Consider the following 15,741-nt stretch of genomic DNA (forward strand, 5'->3'; position numbering starts at 1 on the left):
ACCCGAGAGTGTGCACACTGCTCGGGTTCTATATTAGTTGCTGACTGCCAAGCCAACTTCAAAGACGCTTACTGCGTGGCAGATTCCTGCACTACACGTATAACCCTCTGCGGAAATGGAATATCAATGCCCGCAGCCTTCAAACGATCACGCGCCTGTTCATTGAACATGAACATCACGTCCCAATAATCCGCAGTTTTAACCCAGACACGCAGGGAAACTGTGATCGAACTGTCACCCAATGTCGAAATCACTGCCTGTGGCTCCGGGTCCTGCATGACGCGGGGATCTTTGGCCAGATCCAGCAACACCTGACGGGCCTTCTGCAGATCCGCTTCGTAATCCACGCCGACATCAAACACGACTTTGCGGGTTGGCTGACGGTTGGTGTTGGTGATGATGCCGTTCGACAGGTTGCCGTTGGGCAGGATGATGGTCTTGTTGTCGCCGGTACGCAGCACGGTGTGGAAAATCTGAATGCTGTCGACGGTACCCGCTACACCTTGGGCTTCGATCCAGTCACCGATACGGAACGGGCGGAACAGCAGAATCAGCACGCCGCCAGCGAAGTTGGCCAGGCTGCCCTGCAAGGCCAGACCGATCGCCAGACCCGCAGCACCGATGGCCGCGACGAACGAGGTGGTTTCGACGCCGATCATCGACGCGACGCTGACAATCAGCAGCACCTTGAGAATGATATTGGCCAAGCTGCTGATAAAGCCTTGCAGGGCCAGATCGGCATTGCGCAGAGCCAGCAGACCGCCGAGTTTCTGCGTGACCTTGTTGATCAGCCACCAGCCGATCGCCAGGGTAATCACTGCCAGCAGTACGCGGCTGCCGTATTCCATGATCATCGGGATCCACGCCTGGGACGCCTTGACCAGGTGGTCCACTTCCGCATTCAAATCCATGTTCTATCTCCTGATTTCCGGCTTCCCGGGGTGTATTCAAAACAACTGTGGGAGCGAGCCTGCTCGCGAATGCGGCGTGTCAGTCAACTTTTCGCTGAATGAAACACCGCATTCGCGAGCAGGCTCGCTCCCACATAGCCTTCAGACCAAGCTTAGTCGCGGAAGTTGTTGAACTGCAGCGGCATGCCGAATTCCCTGGCACGCAGGGCCGCGATGGCTTCCTGCAAATCGTCGCGCTTCTTGCCAGTGACACGCACCTGCTCGCCCTGAATGGCGGCCTGGACCTTGAGCTTGGCTTCCTTGATGTGGCCGACGATTTTCTTTGCCAGCTCTTTGTCGATGCCTTCCTTGAGGATGGCGTCTTGCTTCATCAGTTTGCCCGAAGCGTAAGCTTCCTTGACCTCAAGGCACTGCACGTCGATCTTGCGCTTGGTCAGCGCCAGCTTGAGGATTTCGATCATCGCTTCGAGCTGGAAAGCAGCTTCGGCGGTGAGGCTGACGGTCAGGTCTTTTTCCTTGAACTCGAAGCTGCCCTTGCCTTTCAGGTCATAACGACGATCGAGTTCCTTCACGGCGTTCTCGACCGCGTTGGTGAGTTCGTGTTTGTCCAGTTCGGATACCACGTCGAACGACGGCATGTAATCTCTCCAATAAAAAGGCGCGCTCGATGTGGATGGAGCGCGCTTGGCTTGCGGTTAAAATCGGGCTCATTATAACGGGTCTTTTCCTACCGATACGGCGAGCCGCACATGCCTGCAAGCAATCGAGCAAAAAACTGATGTCGACCACCTGGCACGTACTCGGCGCCGGCAGCCTCGGCACACTCTGGGCAACCCGTCTGGCTCGCGCCGGCTTGCCAGTGCGGCTGATCCTGCGCGATGCGGCGCGCTTGCACAGCTACGAGGCAGTGGGCGGCTTGACCCTGGTAGAAAACGGACAAGCTCATACCTACGCAGTTCCCGGCGAAACCCCGGACAGCCCCGAACCGATTCGCCGATTGCTGGTTGCGTGCAAGGCCTATGACGCCGAAGAGGCCGTCGCCCGCCTCGCTTCCCGCCTCGCTCCGGACGCCGAACTGATCCTGCTGCAAAACGGCCTTGGCAGTCAGGACGCCGTCGCCGCGCGTGTGCCGCAAGCGCGCTGCATCAGCGCTTCCAGCACCGAGGGCGCGTTCCGTGATGGCGATTGGCGCGTGGTGTTTGCCGGCCACGGGTTCAACTGGCTGGGCGATGGCGCGAACCCGCTGGCGCCGGTCTGGCTGGATGATCTGCAAGCGGCGAACATTCCCCATGAATGGAGCGCTGACATCCTCACTCGACTGTGGCGCAAACTGGCGCTGAACTGCGCGATCAACCCGCTGACCGTGCTCCACGATTGCCGCAACGGCGGGCTGAGCGAGCATCACTGCGAAGTTGCCACACTCTGTACCGAACTGGCCGAACTGCTCGAACGCTGCGGCCAACCCGCTGCGGCGGAGAATCTGCAAGCGGAAGTCGAACGCGTGATCCACGCCACCGCCGCCAATTACTCTTCGATGTATCAGGACGTCGCCAACCAGCGCCGCACCGAGATCAGCTATTTATTGGGCTACGCCTGCAAAGTTGCCGAGCGCCATCAGCTGCATCTGCCGCATCTACACCAGTTGCAGCAACGTCTGATCGCTCATCTGCACAAGCGTGGATTGCCCAGCGACTGAGCAGCCGCTAGGCTGACGACTTGTTCCCCTGCTGCGATAAACCTGATGCCATTGCGCCAGCGCCTTGAAAACCTGCCGGTCGGCCAGAAACTGCTGGCGGCCCTGCTGGTGTTGTTGACCACGGTTCTGCTCGTCGCCAACCTGACCTTTATCAGCGCCGCCTATTACATTTCCCAGGAAAGCATGGCGCCACAGGCCTTGCAGACCATCGGCCGGCTGATCGCCAACCCGAGTCTGGTCAGCGATGCGCTGGAGTCGCCGCGCAGCGCCGAGCGCCTGCTCAAGGAACTCGACAGTTATTCACCGCTGCGCGCCGCCGCCCTGTACGACGGCAAGGGCGAACGCCTGGCGCAAGTGCAGCGCGGCGAAAAACTCAGCCTCCCCGAGCGCTACCGCCATGTCGAAGCCTGGCAACTCACCGAGTTTCGCAGCAATCAACTGATCACCCTGCCCCGCCCCGGCGCCGCACCTGGGCATCTGTTGCTGGTGGCCAGCAGCGAACTGCCGATGGCGTTCTACACCGGCACCCTGACCGCCAGCCTCGGCATCCTGATCTTCAGCGTCTTGCTGTGGCTGGTCATCGCCCGGCAGATCAAGCGCCTGATTACCCGGCCGATTCATCAGCTGGAGGAATTGTCCCGGCAGGTCACCCGCGAAGAGAACTACGCCCTGCGCGCCGCGCGCGGCAACCACGACGAAATCGGCAGTCTGGCCGAGGCGTTCAACACCATGCTTTCGCGCATCGAAGCCCGCGAGCAGCAGCTCAAACGCGCCCGCGACGACTCGCAGGCCGCATACGATCAGGCGCAAGGCCTGGCCGAGGAAACTCGCCACACCAACCGCAAGCTGGAGCTGGAAGTCCAGGTGCGCAGCAAGATCGAAAAGAAACTCACCGGCTTCCAGAATTACCTCAACAGCATCATCGACTCGATGCCCTCGGCCCTGATCGCCCTCGACGAGCAGCTCTACGTCACTCAATGGAACCAAGAGGCCAGCGCGCTCTCCGGTACACGCCTGGATGAGGCTTTGAACCAGCCGATCTTCCTCGCCTTCGAACCGCTCAAGCCGTTTTTGCCGCAGCTCAAGGCCACCGTCGAACAGCACACCGTGGCCAAAGTCGACCGGGTAACCTGGTTCAAGGACGATGAACCCAAGCATTACGCGCTGACGTTTTACCCACTGATGGGCGGTGCCGGGCGTGGCGTGGTGATCCGTATCGACGACATCACTCAGCGTCTGTCGCTGGAAGAAATGATGGTGCAGTCGGAGAAGATGCTCTCGGTCGGTGGCCTCGCGGCCGGCATGGCCCATGAAATCAACAACCCGCTCGGCGCGATCCTGCACAACGTGCAGAACATTCGCCGGCGTCTGTCGGCGGATCTGCCGAAGAACATCGAGACCGCCGAACAACTGGGCATCGAACTGGACACTGTGAACCGCTACCTGCAAGGCCGCGAAGTCCCGCAACTGCTCGACGGCATTCAACAGGCCGGCGCCCGCGCGGCGAAAATCGTCACGCACATGCTCAGCTTCAGCCGCCGCAGCACCCGGCAAATGGCGCCGTGCGATCTGCCGGCGCTGATCGATCAGGCCGTTGAGATCGCCGGTAACGACTTCGATCTGGCCATCGGTTTCGACTTCAAGGGCCAGGCGATCATCCGCCAGTTCGACCCGGCACTGGGTCCGGTGCCGGGCACCGCCAACGAGCTGGAACAGGTGCTGCTCAATTTGCTGAAAAATGCCGCTCAGGCGATTCATCAGCGCGAAGACGACAGCGAGCCGGGCCGGATCATTTTGCGTACCAGACTCAATCCGCCGTGGGCCGAGATTCAGGTCGAGGACAACGGCATCGGCATGAGCGAGAACGTGCGCAAGCGCACTTTCGAGCCGTTCTTTACCACCAAGGAAATCGGCCAGGGCACGGGGCTTGGTCTGTCGGTGTCGTACTTCATCATCACCAACAATCACAAAGGCCAGATGGAAGTGCAGTCGGCGCCCGGCCAGGGCACTTGCTTCACTCTGCGTCTGCCGCTGGTGCAGCCTGCGCCGTTGACCACCGAAACCAATTCACTACCGAGGTAACCCATGGGCTTTCGCTTGTCGAAGATCTACACCCGCACCGGCGACAAAGGCGAAACCGGCCTCGGTGACGGCCGTCGCGTCCCCAAGGATCACCCGCGCATCGAGGCGATCGGCGAGGTCGATACGCTGAACAGTCAGGTCGGCGTGTTGCTCGCCGGTTTGCTCGCCGAGCGCGAAGTGCATCCGGCGCTGAATGAAATCATCGAAGTGTTGGCGCCTTGTCAGCATCGCCTGTTCGACCTCGGTGGCGAACTGGCGATGCCTGAATATCAGGCGTTGAATGAGGCCGAAATCGAGCGACTGGAAGCGGCCATCGATGTGTGGAATGAAGAGCTGGGGCCGCTGGAAAACTTCATCTTGCCGGGTGGTTCGATGTTGATTGCGCAGGCACATGTCTGCCGCAGTCTGGCGCGCAGTGCCGAGCGGCGCTGTCAGCATTTGAATGCGCTGGAGCCGTTGGCCGGGGTTGGCCTGGCGTATATCAATCGGTTGTCGGATTTGCTGTTTGTTGTGGCGCGGTTGATTGCGCGGCGGCAGGGGGTGGCGGAGATTTTGTGGCAGCCGGCGGCGAAACCTGGAGGAAAGTAGCGCCTGTCAGGGCGCCTTCGCGAGCAGGCTCGCTCCCACATTTGACTGCATTCTGACTGGAGAAATGCAATCCACTGTGGGAGCGAGCCTGCTCGCGAAGAGGTCGGTAGCCCTTACACTGGATCAGGCCAGAACGCCCGAATCCCCGCGACACCCTGAGCCCCAGTACCCCAAGCCTTCTCGCGCTCCGCCGGCCCTACTCCACCGAGCAGAAACACCGGTTTACTGAAACCGTCAATCAACGCCTGTGCTCGCTCCCACCCCAACGGCTGCGCATCCGGGTGCGTCAGCGTCGGCTGCACCGGCGACAGAGTGACGAAATCAATGCCCATCTGCTCGGCCAGCGCCAGTTCTTCGGCGTCATGGCAGGACGCCGCGAGCCAGCGCTCGGCCGGCAACGGACGTCCTGCCGCTGCGTATTTACGCAGTTGGGCAGCGGTGATGTGCCATCCGGCAGACGGGAAATCGCCGAGCCATTCGAACGGCCCTTTGATCATCAACTGCGCCTTGCCGGCGCACAGGCCCACCGCGTCGACCGCCAGATCACGGTATTTCGGGTCGTAGCCGTTGGGTGCGCGCAGCTGGATCAATTTGATGCCGCCGGCAATCGCTTTCTGGATGCCGCGCAACAAGGCCGGGCCTTCCAGATCTTCGGGAGTGATCAAGTATTCGGCAGGCAAGCGCGCCGCCGCGACGATCGGCTGATTGGCCGCCGGGAACTCGTAGTTGATCAATTCCCTGGCAGTGACCCAGGCCAGTGGCTGGCCTTCAGCGCCGTGGGGTTCGCCACTGAACGCCGAGACTTCCCAGACATCCAGCAAGACCTGTTTGTCCGGGTAATCGTGGCGAACCTTGATCAGCGGCCGGGCAGCGTCAACGACGATGCCCAGCTCTTCGTGCAGCTCGCGAGCCAGTGCCGACTCGACCGATTCGTCAGCCTCGACCTTGCCACCGGGAAATTCCCACAAGCCGCCCTGGTGTTGAGTGTCGGCACGGCGGGCGATCAGAATTTTGCCGGCGCAGTCACGAATGACGGCAGCGGCGACGTGGACGCGTTTCACGGGTTCAATTCCTCAAGTCCAGCCTTTTGCCACGCTTTGAAGGCGGGCCATTGGTAGATGGTTTCAACATAGGCTTCGTCGACCGCCGGCAGCTTCACCTGATAGGTGCGCAAGCGCACGGCGATCGGCGCGAAAAAGGCATCGGCAAGGCTGACACGACCGAACAGGTACGGCCCCTCTTCCGTCGCTGCCGCGCGGCATTCGGCCCACAGCGCGAGCATGCGTTCGATATCGACCTTCACTTCTGGCGGCACCGGGTTCAGCGGTGCGTCCTGGCTCAGGTTGAACGGCATGTGGTTACGCATGGCGAAGAAGCCGCTGTGCATTTGTGCGCAGGCCGAGCGGGCCTGGGCGCGGGCAAAGGTATCGCTCGGCCAGAGTTGCTCGGACGGAAACTGCTCAGCGAGGTACTCAGCAATGGCCAGCGAATCGGCGATAGTGCCACGGGTGGTTTGCAGCAACGGCACCTTGCCGGTCGGCGAGTGCTTGAGCAGGCGCTCGCGGGTGTCGGGTTTGCCGAGCTTGATCAGCTCTTCGCTGTAGGGTGCGCCGGTCAGGTCCAGCGCCAGTGCCGCACGCAGGGACCAGGAGGAAAGCAGTTTGTCGCCGATGATCAGGTGCAGGGACATGGTGTGGCGCCTTTTCGTCAGGGAAACAATCCAGAATGTCTGGCGTCTGGTCGTCCGTCATCGCGGGCAAGCCCGCTCCCACAGGTTTTGGTGGTGTACACGGCATTTGTGAACGACCGCAATCACTGTGGGAGCGGGCTTGCCCGCGAAGAGGCCGGCAGCCCACTCCCACACCTTGAATCAAGTACGGTATTCAGCGTTGATCTTCACGTACTCATGCGACAGGTCGGTGGTCCAGATGGTTTCGCTGCAATCGCCACGGCCCAGTTCGATGCGGATGGTGATTTCTTCCTGCTGCATCACTGCCGAGCCCTGGGCTTCAGTGTAGGTCGCTGCGCGAGCGCCACGGCTGGCGATGCACACGTCGCCGAGGAACACGTCGATCTTGCTCACGTCCAGATCCGGCACGCCGGCACGACCCACGGCAGCGAGGATACGGCCCCAGTTCGGGTCAGAGGCGAACAGCGCGGTCTTGATCAGCGGCGAGTGGGCCACGGTGTAACCGACGTCCAGGCATTCCTGATGATTGCCGCCGCCATTCACTTCAACGGTAACGAATTTGGTCGCGCCTTCGCCGTCACGCACGATGGCCTGGGCGACGTCCATGCACACTTCGAACACCGCTTGTTTCAGCTTGGCGAACAGCTCGCCTTCAGCGCGGGTGATCTCAGGCAGAGCGGCCTTGCCAGTGGCGATCAGCATGCAGCAATCGTTGGTCGAGGTGTCGCCGTCGATGGTGATGCGGTTGAACGACTTGTTGGCGCCGTCGAGCATCAGGTTGTGCAGCACCTCGCGGGAGACTTTGGCGTCGGTGGCGATGTAACCCAGCATGGTCGCCATGTTCGGCCGAATCATGCCGGCGCCTTTGCTGATGCCGGTGACAGTGATGGTCACGCCGTCATGCTCGAACTGGCGGCTGGCGCCCTTGGGCAGGGTGTCGGTGGTCATGATCCCGGTGGCCGCGGCTTCCCAGTTGTTCTCCGACAGATCATCCAGCGCGGCTTGCAGTGCGCCTTCGATCTTCTCGACCGGCAGCGGCTCGCCGATCACGCCAGTGGAGTACGGCAGAATCTGGCTGGCATCGACGCCGGTCAGCTCAGCCAGTTTAGCGGTGGTGCGCTCGGCGGCGGCCAGGCCCGGTTCGCCGGTGCCGGCGTTGGCATTGCCCGTGTTGGTCAGCAAGTAACGCACGGCATTGTGCACGCGCTTTTTCGCCAGGATCACCGGCGCGGCGCAGAACGCGTTCAGGGTGAACACGCCAGCCACGGTCGAACCTTCAGCACAGCGCATCACCACTACATCCTTGCGCCCCGGGCGCTTGATGCCGGCCGAGGCGATACCGAGTTCAAAACCGGCAACCGGGTGCAACGTTGGCAAAGGACCAAGACCAACAGCCATGAATGCGCTCCTTACTCAATGATGTCAGCACCGCCACGGGAAAGGACGGTGGGATAAATGGCAAAACGCCGCGACGGCAGGAGCCGGTCGCGGCGCGGGGTGTTCAGCGATTGAAACGGGTTTTACTGGATCTGCCCGTGGCAATGCTTGTATTTCTTGCCCGAACCGCAGTAGCACAGTTCGTTGCGGCCCAGCTTCTGCTCGTTGCGCACCGGGGCAGCGGCGGTGGCCAGTGCCACATCGACCTCTTCACCCAGCGCTTCCGGCTGATCCAGGCCAGGCGCTTCGGCGTGTTCGAACTGCATGCGCGCCGCCAGTGCTTCGGCTTCCTGACGCAGGCGTTGCTCTTCGGCTTCCGGATCTTCGCGACGCACCTGAACATGCGAGAGCACGCGGATCGAGTCGCGCTTGATCGAATCCAGCAGCTCGGAGAACAGTGTGAACGACTCGCGCTTGTATTCCTGCTTCGGGTTCTTCTGCGCATAGCCACGCAAGTGAATGCCGTGACGCAGGTGATCCATGGTCGACAAGTGGTCTTTCCACAGGTCGTCGAGTACGCGCAGGACAATCTGCTTCTCGAACGAGCGCAGCGCCTCGGCACCGGCCTGATCTTCCTTCTCGTTGTACGCCGCCATCAGCTCGGTCATGAGCTTCTCGCGCAGGGTTTCTTCGTACAGGTGATCGTCTTCGTCGAGCCATTGCTGGATCGGCAGTTTCACGCCGAAATCGCTTTCGATCGACGCTTCAAGACCGGCCACATCCCACTGCTCTGGCAGCGATTGCGGCGGAATGTGCGCACTGACGGTAGCGTTGAGCACGTCCTGACGGAAGTCGGCGATGGTCTCACCGATGTTGTCAGCGGCCAGCAACGTGTTACGCATGTGATAGATCACTTTACGCTGTTCGTTGTTGACGTCGTCGAACTCGAGCAGTTGCTTACGGATGTCGAAGTTGCGGCCTTCAACCTTGCGCTGCGCCTTCTCGATCGCGTTGGTCACCATACGGTGCTCGATCGCTTCGCCCGGCTGCATGCCCAGGGCTTTCATGAAGTTCTTCACCCGGTCAGAGGCGAAGATGCGCATCAGGCTGTCTTCCAGCGACAGGTAGAAGCGGCTCGAACCGGCATCGCCCTGACGGCCGGCACGGCCACGCAGCTGGTTGTCGATACGGCGCGATTCGTGACGCTCGGAAGCAATTACCTGCAAGCCGCCGGACTCCAGCACTTGCTGGTGACGCTTCTGCCAGTCGGCCTTGATCTGCGCGATCTGCTCAGGAGTCGGGTTCTCCAGCGAAGCGACTTCCACTTCCCAGTTGCCGCCCAACAGGATGTCGGTACCACGACCGGCCATGTTGGTGGCGATGGTCAGCGCACCCGGACGACCGGCCTGAGCGATGATCTCAGCTTCTTTTTCGTGGAACTTGGCGTTGAGAACCTTGTGTTCGATGCCTTCTTTGACGAGCAATTCGGACATGTGCTCGGACGTCTCGATGGTCGCGGTACCCACCAGCACCGGACGACCGGCGGCCATGCTTTCCTTGATGTCCGCGACGATCGCCGCGTATTTCTCTTCGGCGGTGAGGAACACCAGGTCGTTGTAGTCTTTACGCGCCAACGGTTTGTTCGGCGGAATGACCATGACTTCCAGACCATAGATCTGGTGGAATTCGAACGCTTCGGTGTCGGCGGTACCGGTCATGCCGGACAGCTTGGTGTACAGACGGAAGTAGTTCTGGAAAGTGGTCGAGGCCAGGGTCTGGCTCTCAGCTTGGATGTTCAGACCTTCCTTGGCTTCGATAGCCTGGTGCAGGCCTTCGGACAGACGACGACCCGGCATGGTACGACCGGTGTGTTCGTCGACCAGTACGACCTGACCGTCCTGCACGATGTATTCAATGTTGCGATTGAACAGCTTGTGCGCACGCAGACCGGCATAGACGTGGGTCAGCAGACCGAGATTATGCGCCGAGTACAGGCTTTCGCCTTCGGCCAGCAGGCCGACGCGGGTGAGCATTTCTTCGATGAACTGGTGACCGGCTTCGTTGAGTTCGACCTGACGGGTCTTTTCGTCAACGGTGTAGTGACCGGCCTTGGTGACCTGGCCTTCGACTTCCTCGACATGCAGTTCCAGCTGCGGGATCAGTTTGTTGATCTCCATGTACAGCTTGGAGCTGTCCTCGGCCTGGCCGGAAATGATCAGCGGGGTACGCGCTTCGTCGATGAGGATGGAGTCGACTTCGTCGATCACGGCAAAGTTGAGTTCGCGCTGGAATTTTTCATCCATGCTGAACGCCATGTTGTCGCGCAGGTAGTCGAAACCGAATTCGTTGTTGGTGCCGTAGGTGATGTCGGCGGCGTAGGCGGCACGCTTTTCTTCCGGCGGCTGGAACGGCGTCACGACGCCGACAGTCAGGCCGAGAAATTCATACAGCGGACGCATCCAGTTGGCGTCACGGCGGGCCAGGTAGTCGTTCACGGTCACAACGTGCACGCCCTTGCCGGACAGTGCGTTGAGGTAAACACCCAGGGTGGCCACGAGGGTCTTGCCCTCACCGGTGCGCATTTCGGCAATCTTGCCTTCGTGCAGAGTCATGCCGCCGACGAGTTGCACGTCGAAGTGGCGCATGCCCATCACACGCTTGCCGGCCTCGCGGGCGACGGCGAAGGCTTCCGGCAACAGCTTGTCGAGGGTCTCCCCTTTGGCGATACGGGCCTTGAACTCGGCGGTCTTGGCGCGCAATTGATCGTCCGAAAGGGCCACCATTTGCTCTTCGAAGGCATTGACGAGCTGCACCGTCTTGAGCATGCGTTTGACTTCACGCTCGTTCTTGCTTCCAAAAAGTTTCTTTAACAAAGGCGCAAACATATCGGCAGGATCTTCCACACTAAAGGGATGGAGGGCGGCCCCGTGAGTCGCCCGTGCAGCCCTCATGGCCGCATGCGAACGAGCATTCTACCCGGAAACGGTGGTGAGGAAAGTGGCGATGTTCCACGATGCTGGCACTGCGCTTTGACGGGGCTCACTTAAAATAGGGGCGTTTTGCTCAACTTCAACCCGTCGGGGGAAAGAAGTCAGGCGTTGATTTAATGAGCAAATCAGGGACAAAAGCAATGGGCCAGAGGTTCCGCAGCTTTCTGCTACCATGGCGCCTCTGTTCCTTCAGGTGTTCGATCATGGCGTTTCGCCCTCTCACGGCCAGAGCACCCGCCGTTCTGTTACGTGAAGCCAAACCGCTCAAAGCCATCCTCGGCCATGCCCAGCGCCTGGAGCATTTGCAGCGTCTGCTCGAAAGCCAGCTGCAACCGGCCGCCCGCGAGCATTGCCGCGTGGCCAAGTGGCGCGAAGGCGAGCTGTCACTGGTGGTCACTGACGGCCATTGGGCGACGCGCCTGCGCTATCAGCAGAAACGCCTGCAACGGCAACTGCAACTGTTCGAAGAGTTCGCCAACCTGACGCGGATCAAATTCAGCGTGCGCCCGCCGATCGTGCAGCATCGGGCAGTTGGGCACTCGATGGATCTGTCCAGCAGTGCGGCAGAGACGATTCAGTCGACGGCCGACGGGATCAGCGATCCGGGATTGCGCGCGGCGCTGGAGCGGCTGGCGGCGCATGCCAAGGGGAAAGCCTGAAGCAAAATCAAAAGATCGCAGCCTTCGGCAGCTCCTACAGAATGAATGCATTTCAACTGTAGGAGCTGCCGAAGGCTGCGATCTTTGCTTTTAGCGGCGCTTGCTGCCGCCGAGCAGCGACCCCATCAACCCGCGCACCAACTGCTTGCCAAGGTTATTGGCCGCCTGGCGCATCGCTGATTTCAGCGCCTGCCCTGCCGCCGTGCCGAGGAATTCGCCAGCGCGGTCAGCCAGGCTCGGCTCTTCGGCCGCAGCTTTGCCCGCTGGTGTTTCAGCCTCGGGCGCCAGCCCTTTGCGTCCCATCAGGATTTCATAGGCCGATTCGCGATCGATCGGCTTGTCATAACGGCCCTTGAACGGCGAGCCGGCGATCAGCACGGTGCGCTCGGTTTCAGTCAGCGGGCCGATCCGCGATTGCGGCGGCGCCACCAACACACGCTGGACCATTTCCGGCGTGCCCTTCTCGGTCAAGGTGCCCACCAACGCCTCGCCAATCCCCAGTTCAGTCAGCACCGACAGACTGTCGAACGCCGGATTCGGCCGAAAGCCATCCGCCACGGCGCGGAGGGATTTCTGCTCTTTGGCGGTGAACGCACGCAGGCCGTGTTGAATGCGCAAGCCCAACTGCGCCAGCACGTCATCCGGCAGGTCCGCTGGCGACTGGGTGACGAAATACACGCCAACGCCTTTGGAACGAATCAAACGCACCACTTGCTCGAGCCGTTCCTGCAGAGCTTTGGGCGTGTCGCCGAACAGCAAGTGCGCCTCGTCGAAAAACAGCGCCAGCAGCGGCTTGTCGGCGTCGCCGCGCTCGGGCAGTTGCTCGAACAACTCGGCCAGCAGCCACAGCAGGAACGTTGCGTAAACCTTCGGCGCCTCGTGCACCAGCCGACTGGCATCGAGCAGATGGATACGTCCACGGCCATCGGCGCCCGGTTGCAGAATGTCTTCGAGTTGCAGCGCCGGCTCGCCGAACAGGGCTTCGGCGCCCTGCTGTTCCAGCGTCGCCAACCGGCGCAGCAGCGCCTGGCTGGAACCGGTGGTCATCAGCGCGGCGTCTTCGCCGAGCAACTGTGGATTGTCCTTGAGGTGATTGAGCAGCGCTTTCAGATCCTTGAGATCCAGCAGCAACAGCCCTTCGCGATCCGCCACCTTGAAGGCCGCGTACAGGGCCGACTGCTGACTGTCGGTCAGCTCGAGCAGGCTGCCGATCAGTAGCGGACCCATTTCGCTCAGGGTGGTGCGCAGCGGATGACCGGATTCACCGTGGATGTCCCACAGCGTGACGGGATAAGCCTGCGGCGTGTGACCAAGCCAGGGCATGCCGGCGATGCGCTCGGCCACCTTGCCCTGCGGGTTGCCGGCAGCACCGAGGCCGCACAGGTCGCCCTTGATGTCGGCAGCGAACACTGCCACACCGGCGTCGCTGAAGGCTTCGGCCAGGCGCTGCAACGTCACGGTTTTACCGGTGCCGGTGGCGCCGGCGATCAGGCCGTGGCGGTTGGCCAGGCGCATGGCCTGAGCGATGGGTTGCGCGGCCGGATCAGCGCCGATAACGAGTTGCGAGGAGTCAGGCATTTTCTCACCCAATGGTTAATCTTTGATGACACATGGCCGATACATAAATTGGACAGACCCGCCAGAAAACCGGGTCGGACATTTCCCTAAGGAGAGCCGGAAATATCAATTTTTCAACCTTGCCCATAGTGCGCGTCTCTATCAAAGCACGCCCAGGACATTAAGACCTTAGCGGAACCCCAAGCCATGAACAAAAACCTGCGCTTCAGCCATAAGATTTTGCTTGCCGCCGCTCTCATCGTCATTGCCGCTTTTGCCTCGTTCACGTTGTACAACGACTGGCTGCAGCGCAATGCGATCCGCGATGATCTGAACAACTACCTCAATGAAATGGGCGAGGTCACCGCCGGCAACATCCAGACCTGGCTCAGCGGGCGCATTCTGCTGATCGAGAACGCCGCGCAGAACATCGCCATCAACCCGGAACCTGCCACGGTCGCCAGCCTGCTGGAACAGAAAAGCCTGACCTCGACGTTCATGGCCACCTACCTGGGCGATGCCACTGGCCACTTCACCATCCGCCCGGACGTGAAAATGCCGGACGGTTTCGATCCGCGTGTGCGCCCTTGGTATAAAGGTGCCGAAAGCAGCAGCACCTCGACCCTGACCGAACCCTACATCGATGCGGCCACCGGCCAGTTGATCATTTCCATCGCCACCGCGTCGAAAAAGGCCGGGCAGAGCGTCGGCGTGGTCGGCGGCGACCTCAGCCTGCAATCGCTGGTCGACACCCTCGCCGCACGGGATTTCGACGGCATGGGCTATGCGTTTCTGATCAGCGCCGACGGCAAGATTCTCGTCCACCCGGACAAGGCTTTGGTGATGAAATCGCTGAAAGAAGCCTATCCGCAGGACACGCCGCGCATCAGCAGCGATTTCAGCGAAGTGAGCGTCGACGGCAAAACCCGCATCGTCACCTTCGCCCCGATCAAGGGCCTGCCGTCGGTGAACTGGTACATCGGCCTGTCGATCGACAAGGATCAGGCCTACTCGATGCTCAGCGAATTCCGCACCTCAGCGGTAATCGCAACCATCATTGCCGTGGTAATCATCATTGCCCTGCTCGGCATGCTCATCCGCTTGCTGATCCAGCCGCTGCACGTGATGACCCGCGCCATGGAAGACATCGCCGACGGCGAAGGCGACCTTACCAAACGCCTGAACATCGTCAATAACGATGAATTCGGCATCCTCGGCACCGCGTTCAACCGCTTCGTCGAGCGTATTCACGGTTCGATCCGCGAAGTGTCCTCGGCCACCGGCCAGGTCAACGAAGTCGCGCTGCGCGTGGTCGCTGCGTCGAATTCGTCGATGTACAACTCCGACCAGCAAGCCTCGCGCACCAGCAGCGTTGCTGCCGCGATCAATCAGCTCGGTGCCGCCGCCCAGGAAATCGCCCGCAACGCCGCGCAAGCGTCGAATCAGGCCAGCGATGCCAGGGGTCTGGCCGAAGATGGCCAGCAAGTGGTGGAGCGCAGCATCAAAGCGATGAACCAGCTGTCGAGCATGCTCAGTGCGTCGAGCACCAACATCGAGTCGCTGAACAGCAAGACCGTCAACATCGGCCAGATTCTCGAAGTGATCACCAGCATTTCCCAGCAGACCAACCTGTTGGCGCTGAACGCGGCGATCGAAGCGGCGCGCGCCGGTGAGGCCGGTCGTGGTTTTGCCGTGGTGGCCGACGAAGTGCGCAACCTCGCGCACCGCACTCAGGAATCGGCCCAACAGGTGCAGACCATGATCGAGGAGCTGCAAGTCGGCGCTCGAGAATCGGTGAGCACCATGAGCGACAGCCAGCGCCACAGCCAGGACAGCGTCGAGATCGCCAACCTCGCCGGCGAACGCCTGAACAGCGTGACCCTGCGCATTGGCGAGATTGACGGGATGAACCAGTCGGTGGCGACGGCGACCGAGGAACAAACCGCTGTGGTCGAGTCGATCAATGTCGATATCACCGAGATCAACACGCTGAACCAGGAAGGCGTGGAGAACCTGCAAGCGACGTTGCGCGCTTGTTCGGATCTGGAGCAGCAGGCTTCGCGTCTCAAGCAATTGGTGGGCAGCTTCAGGATTTAAGCTGCGGCGACTGGCCACTTCGCGAGCAGGCTCGCTCCTACAGGGAAAATGCATTCCATTGTGGGAGCGAGCCTGCTCGCGAATATCTACCTTC

12 protein-coding genes are annotated in these 15,741 nt (G+C 61.0%); 5 read left to right on the top strand and 7 right to left on the bottom strand.

Annotated elements, in window-relative coordinates; translation table 11 throughout:
- Positions 1 to 68: 68 nt before the first annotated feature.
- Both AB9L16_RS19790 and AB9L16_RS19795 read right to left on the bottom strand, forming a co-directional pair.
- Positions 69 to 911, bottom strand: coding sequence for a mechanosensitive ion channel family protein (locus tag AB9L16_RS19790; protein WP_016773492.1), 843 nt, complete (start codon positions 909 to 911; stop codon positions 69 to 71).
- A gap of 152 nt (positions 912 to 1,063) precedes the next feature.
- Positions 1,064 to 1,549: a YajQ family cyclic di-GMP-binding protein gene (locus tag AB9L16_RS19795; protein ID WP_375122579.1), complete on the bottom strand. Its 486-nt coding sequence runs from the start codon at positions 1,547 to 1,549 to the stop codon at positions 1,064 to 1,066.
- 140 nt (positions 1,550 to 1,689) lie between these two features.
- Between AB9L16_RS19795 and AB9L16_RS19800 the strand changes: the two genes are divergently transcribed.
- From AB9L16_RS19800 to AB9L16_RS19810, 3 genes are read left to right on the top strand one after another with little or no spacing between them, the layout of a single operon-like run.
- The gene (locus tag AB9L16_RS19800; RefSeq protein WP_375122580.1) at positions 1,690 to 2,607 is read left to right on the top strand and encodes a putative 2-dehydropantoate 2-reductase; all 918 of its coding nucleotides are present in this window, start codon (positions 1,690 to 1,692) and stop codon (positions 2,605 to 2,607) included.
- A 45-nt stretch (positions 2,608 to 2,652) separates the two neighbouring features.
- Positions 2,653 to 4,689 (top strand): HAMP domain-containing sensor histidine kinase, encoded by a 2,037-nt coding sequence (locus AB9L16_RS19805; RefSeq protein ID WP_076563949.1) that lies wholly within the window; start codon positions 2,653 to 2,655, stop codon positions 4,687 to 4,689.
- 3 nt (positions 4,690 to 4,692) lie between these two features.
- Positions 4,693 to 5,277: a cob(I)yrinic acid a,c-diamide adenosyltransferase gene (locus AB9L16_RS19810; protein ID WP_150637464.1), complete on the top strand. Its 585-nt coding sequence runs from the start codon at positions 4,693 to 4,695 to the stop codon at positions 5,275 to 5,277.
- Positions 5,278 to 5,390: 113 nt separating this feature from the next.
- On the opposite strand, the gene AB9L16_RS19815 is transcribed toward AB9L16_RS19810, so the two are convergent.
- From AB9L16_RS19815 to secA, 4 genes are all read right to left on the bottom strand, one after another.
- Positions 5,391 to 6,338, bottom strand: coding sequence for a Nudix family hydrolase (locus AB9L16_RS19815; protein ID WP_375122581.1), 948 nt, complete (start codon positions 6,336 to 6,338; stop codon positions 5,391 to 5,393).
- Complete coding sequence (locus AB9L16_RS19820) at positions 6,335 to 6,967, bottom strand: glutathione S-transferase family protein (protein ID WP_024014096.1); 633 nt, start codon at positions 6,965 to 6,967, stop codon at positions 6,335 to 6,337. The genes AB9L16_RS19815 and AB9L16_RS19820 overlap by 4 nt, the downstream gene beginning before the upstream one ends.
- 180 nt (positions 6,968 to 7,147) lie before the next feature.
- Positions 7,148 to 8,365, bottom strand: a complete 1,218-nt coding sequence (gene argJ, locus AB9L16_RS19825; RefSeq protein ID WP_041479803.1) for a bifunctional glutamate N-acetyltransferase/amino-acid acetyltransferase ArgJ — start codon at positions 8,363 to 8,365, stop codon at positions 7,148 to 7,150.
- Between the two features lie 122 nt (positions 8,366 to 8,487).
- Complete coding sequence (gene secA / locus AB9L16_RS19830) at positions 8,488 to 11,229, bottom strand: preprotein translocase subunit SecA (protein WP_038861039.1); 2,742 nt, start codon at positions 11,227 to 11,229, stop codon at positions 8,488 to 8,490.
- Positions 11,230 to 11,537: 308 nt separating this feature from the next.
- Between secA and AB9L16_RS19835 the strand changes: the two genes are divergently transcribed.
- Positions 11,538 to 11,993, top strand: a complete 456-nt coding sequence (locus tag AB9L16_RS19835; protein ID WP_095181464.1) for a DUF721 domain-containing protein — start codon at positions 11,538 to 11,540, stop codon at positions 11,991 to 11,993.
- 90 nt (positions 11,994 to 12,083) lie between these two features.
- On the opposite strand, the gene AB9L16_RS19840 is transcribed toward AB9L16_RS19835, so the two are convergent.
- On the bottom strand, positions 12,084 to 13,571 hold the full coding sequence (locus AB9L16_RS19840) for a helicase HerA-like domain-containing protein (protein WP_041480025.1): 1,488 nt from the start codon (positions 13,569 to 13,571) through the stop codon (positions 12,084 to 12,086).
- 186 nt (positions 13,572 to 13,757) lie between these two features.
- On the opposite strand from AB9L16_RS19840, the gene AB9L16_RS19845 reads away from it, so the two are divergent.
- Entirely contained in the window at positions 13,758 to 15,647 is a 1,890-nt protein-coding gene (locus tag AB9L16_RS19845) for a methyl-accepting chemotaxis protein (RefSeq protein ID WP_236168318.1), read from the top strand.
- Positions 15,648 to 15,741: the final 94 nt, after the last annotated feature.

Source organism: Pseudomonas sp. LW8 (assembly GCF_041956865.1).
GTDB lineage: Bacteria > Pseudomonadota > Gammaproteobacteria > Pseudomonadales > Pseudomonadaceae > Aquipseudomonas > Aquipseudomonas siliginis.

Excerpts from the sequence above, each read along its gene's own strand:
- AB9L16_RS19790 (WP_016773492.1), bottom strand. The coding sequence starts at position 911 with ATGGATTTGAATGCGGAAGTGGACCACCTGGTCAAGGCGTCCCAGGCG.
- AB9L16_RS19795 (WP_375122579.1), bottom strand. The coding sequence starts at position 1,549 with ATGCCGTCGTTCGACGTGGTATCCGAACTGGACAAACACGAACTCACC.
- AB9L16_RS19800 (WP_375122580.1), top strand. The coding sequence starts at position 1,690 with ATGTCGACCACCTGGCACGTACTCGGCGCCGGCAGCCTCGGCACACTC.
- AB9L16_RS19805 (WP_076563949.1), top strand. The coding sequence starts at position 2,653 with ATGCCATTGCGCCAGCGCCTTGAAAACCTGCCGGTCGGCCAGAAACTG.
- AB9L16_RS19810 (WP_150637464.1), top strand. The coding sequence starts at position 4,693 with ATGGGCTTTCGCTTGTCGAAGATCTACACCCGCACCGGCGACAAAGGC.
- AB9L16_RS19820 (WP_024014096.1), bottom strand. The coding sequence starts at position 6,967 with ATGTCCCTGCACCTGATCATCGGCGACAAACTGCTTTCCTCCTGGTCC.
- argJ (WP_041479803.1), bottom strand. The coding sequence starts at position 8,365 with ATGGCTGTTGGTCTTGGTCCTTTGCCAACGTTGCACCCGGTTGCCGGT.
- secA (WP_038861039.1), bottom strand. The coding sequence starts at position 11,229 with ATGTTTGCGCCTTTGTTAAAGAAACTTTTTGGAAGCAAGAACGAGCGT.
- AB9L16_RS19835 (WP_095181464.1), top strand. The coding sequence starts at position 11,538 with ATGGCGTTTCGCCCTCTCACGGCCAGAGCACCCGCCGTTCTGTTACGT.
- AB9L16_RS19840 (WP_041480025.1), bottom strand. The coding sequence starts at position 13,571 with ATGCCTGACTCCTCGCAACTCGTTATCGGCGCTGATCCGGCCGCGCAA.
- AB9L16_RS19845 (WP_236168318.1), top strand. The coding sequence starts at position 13,758 with ATGAACAAAAACCTGCGCTTCAGCCATAAGATTTTGCTTGCCGCCGCT.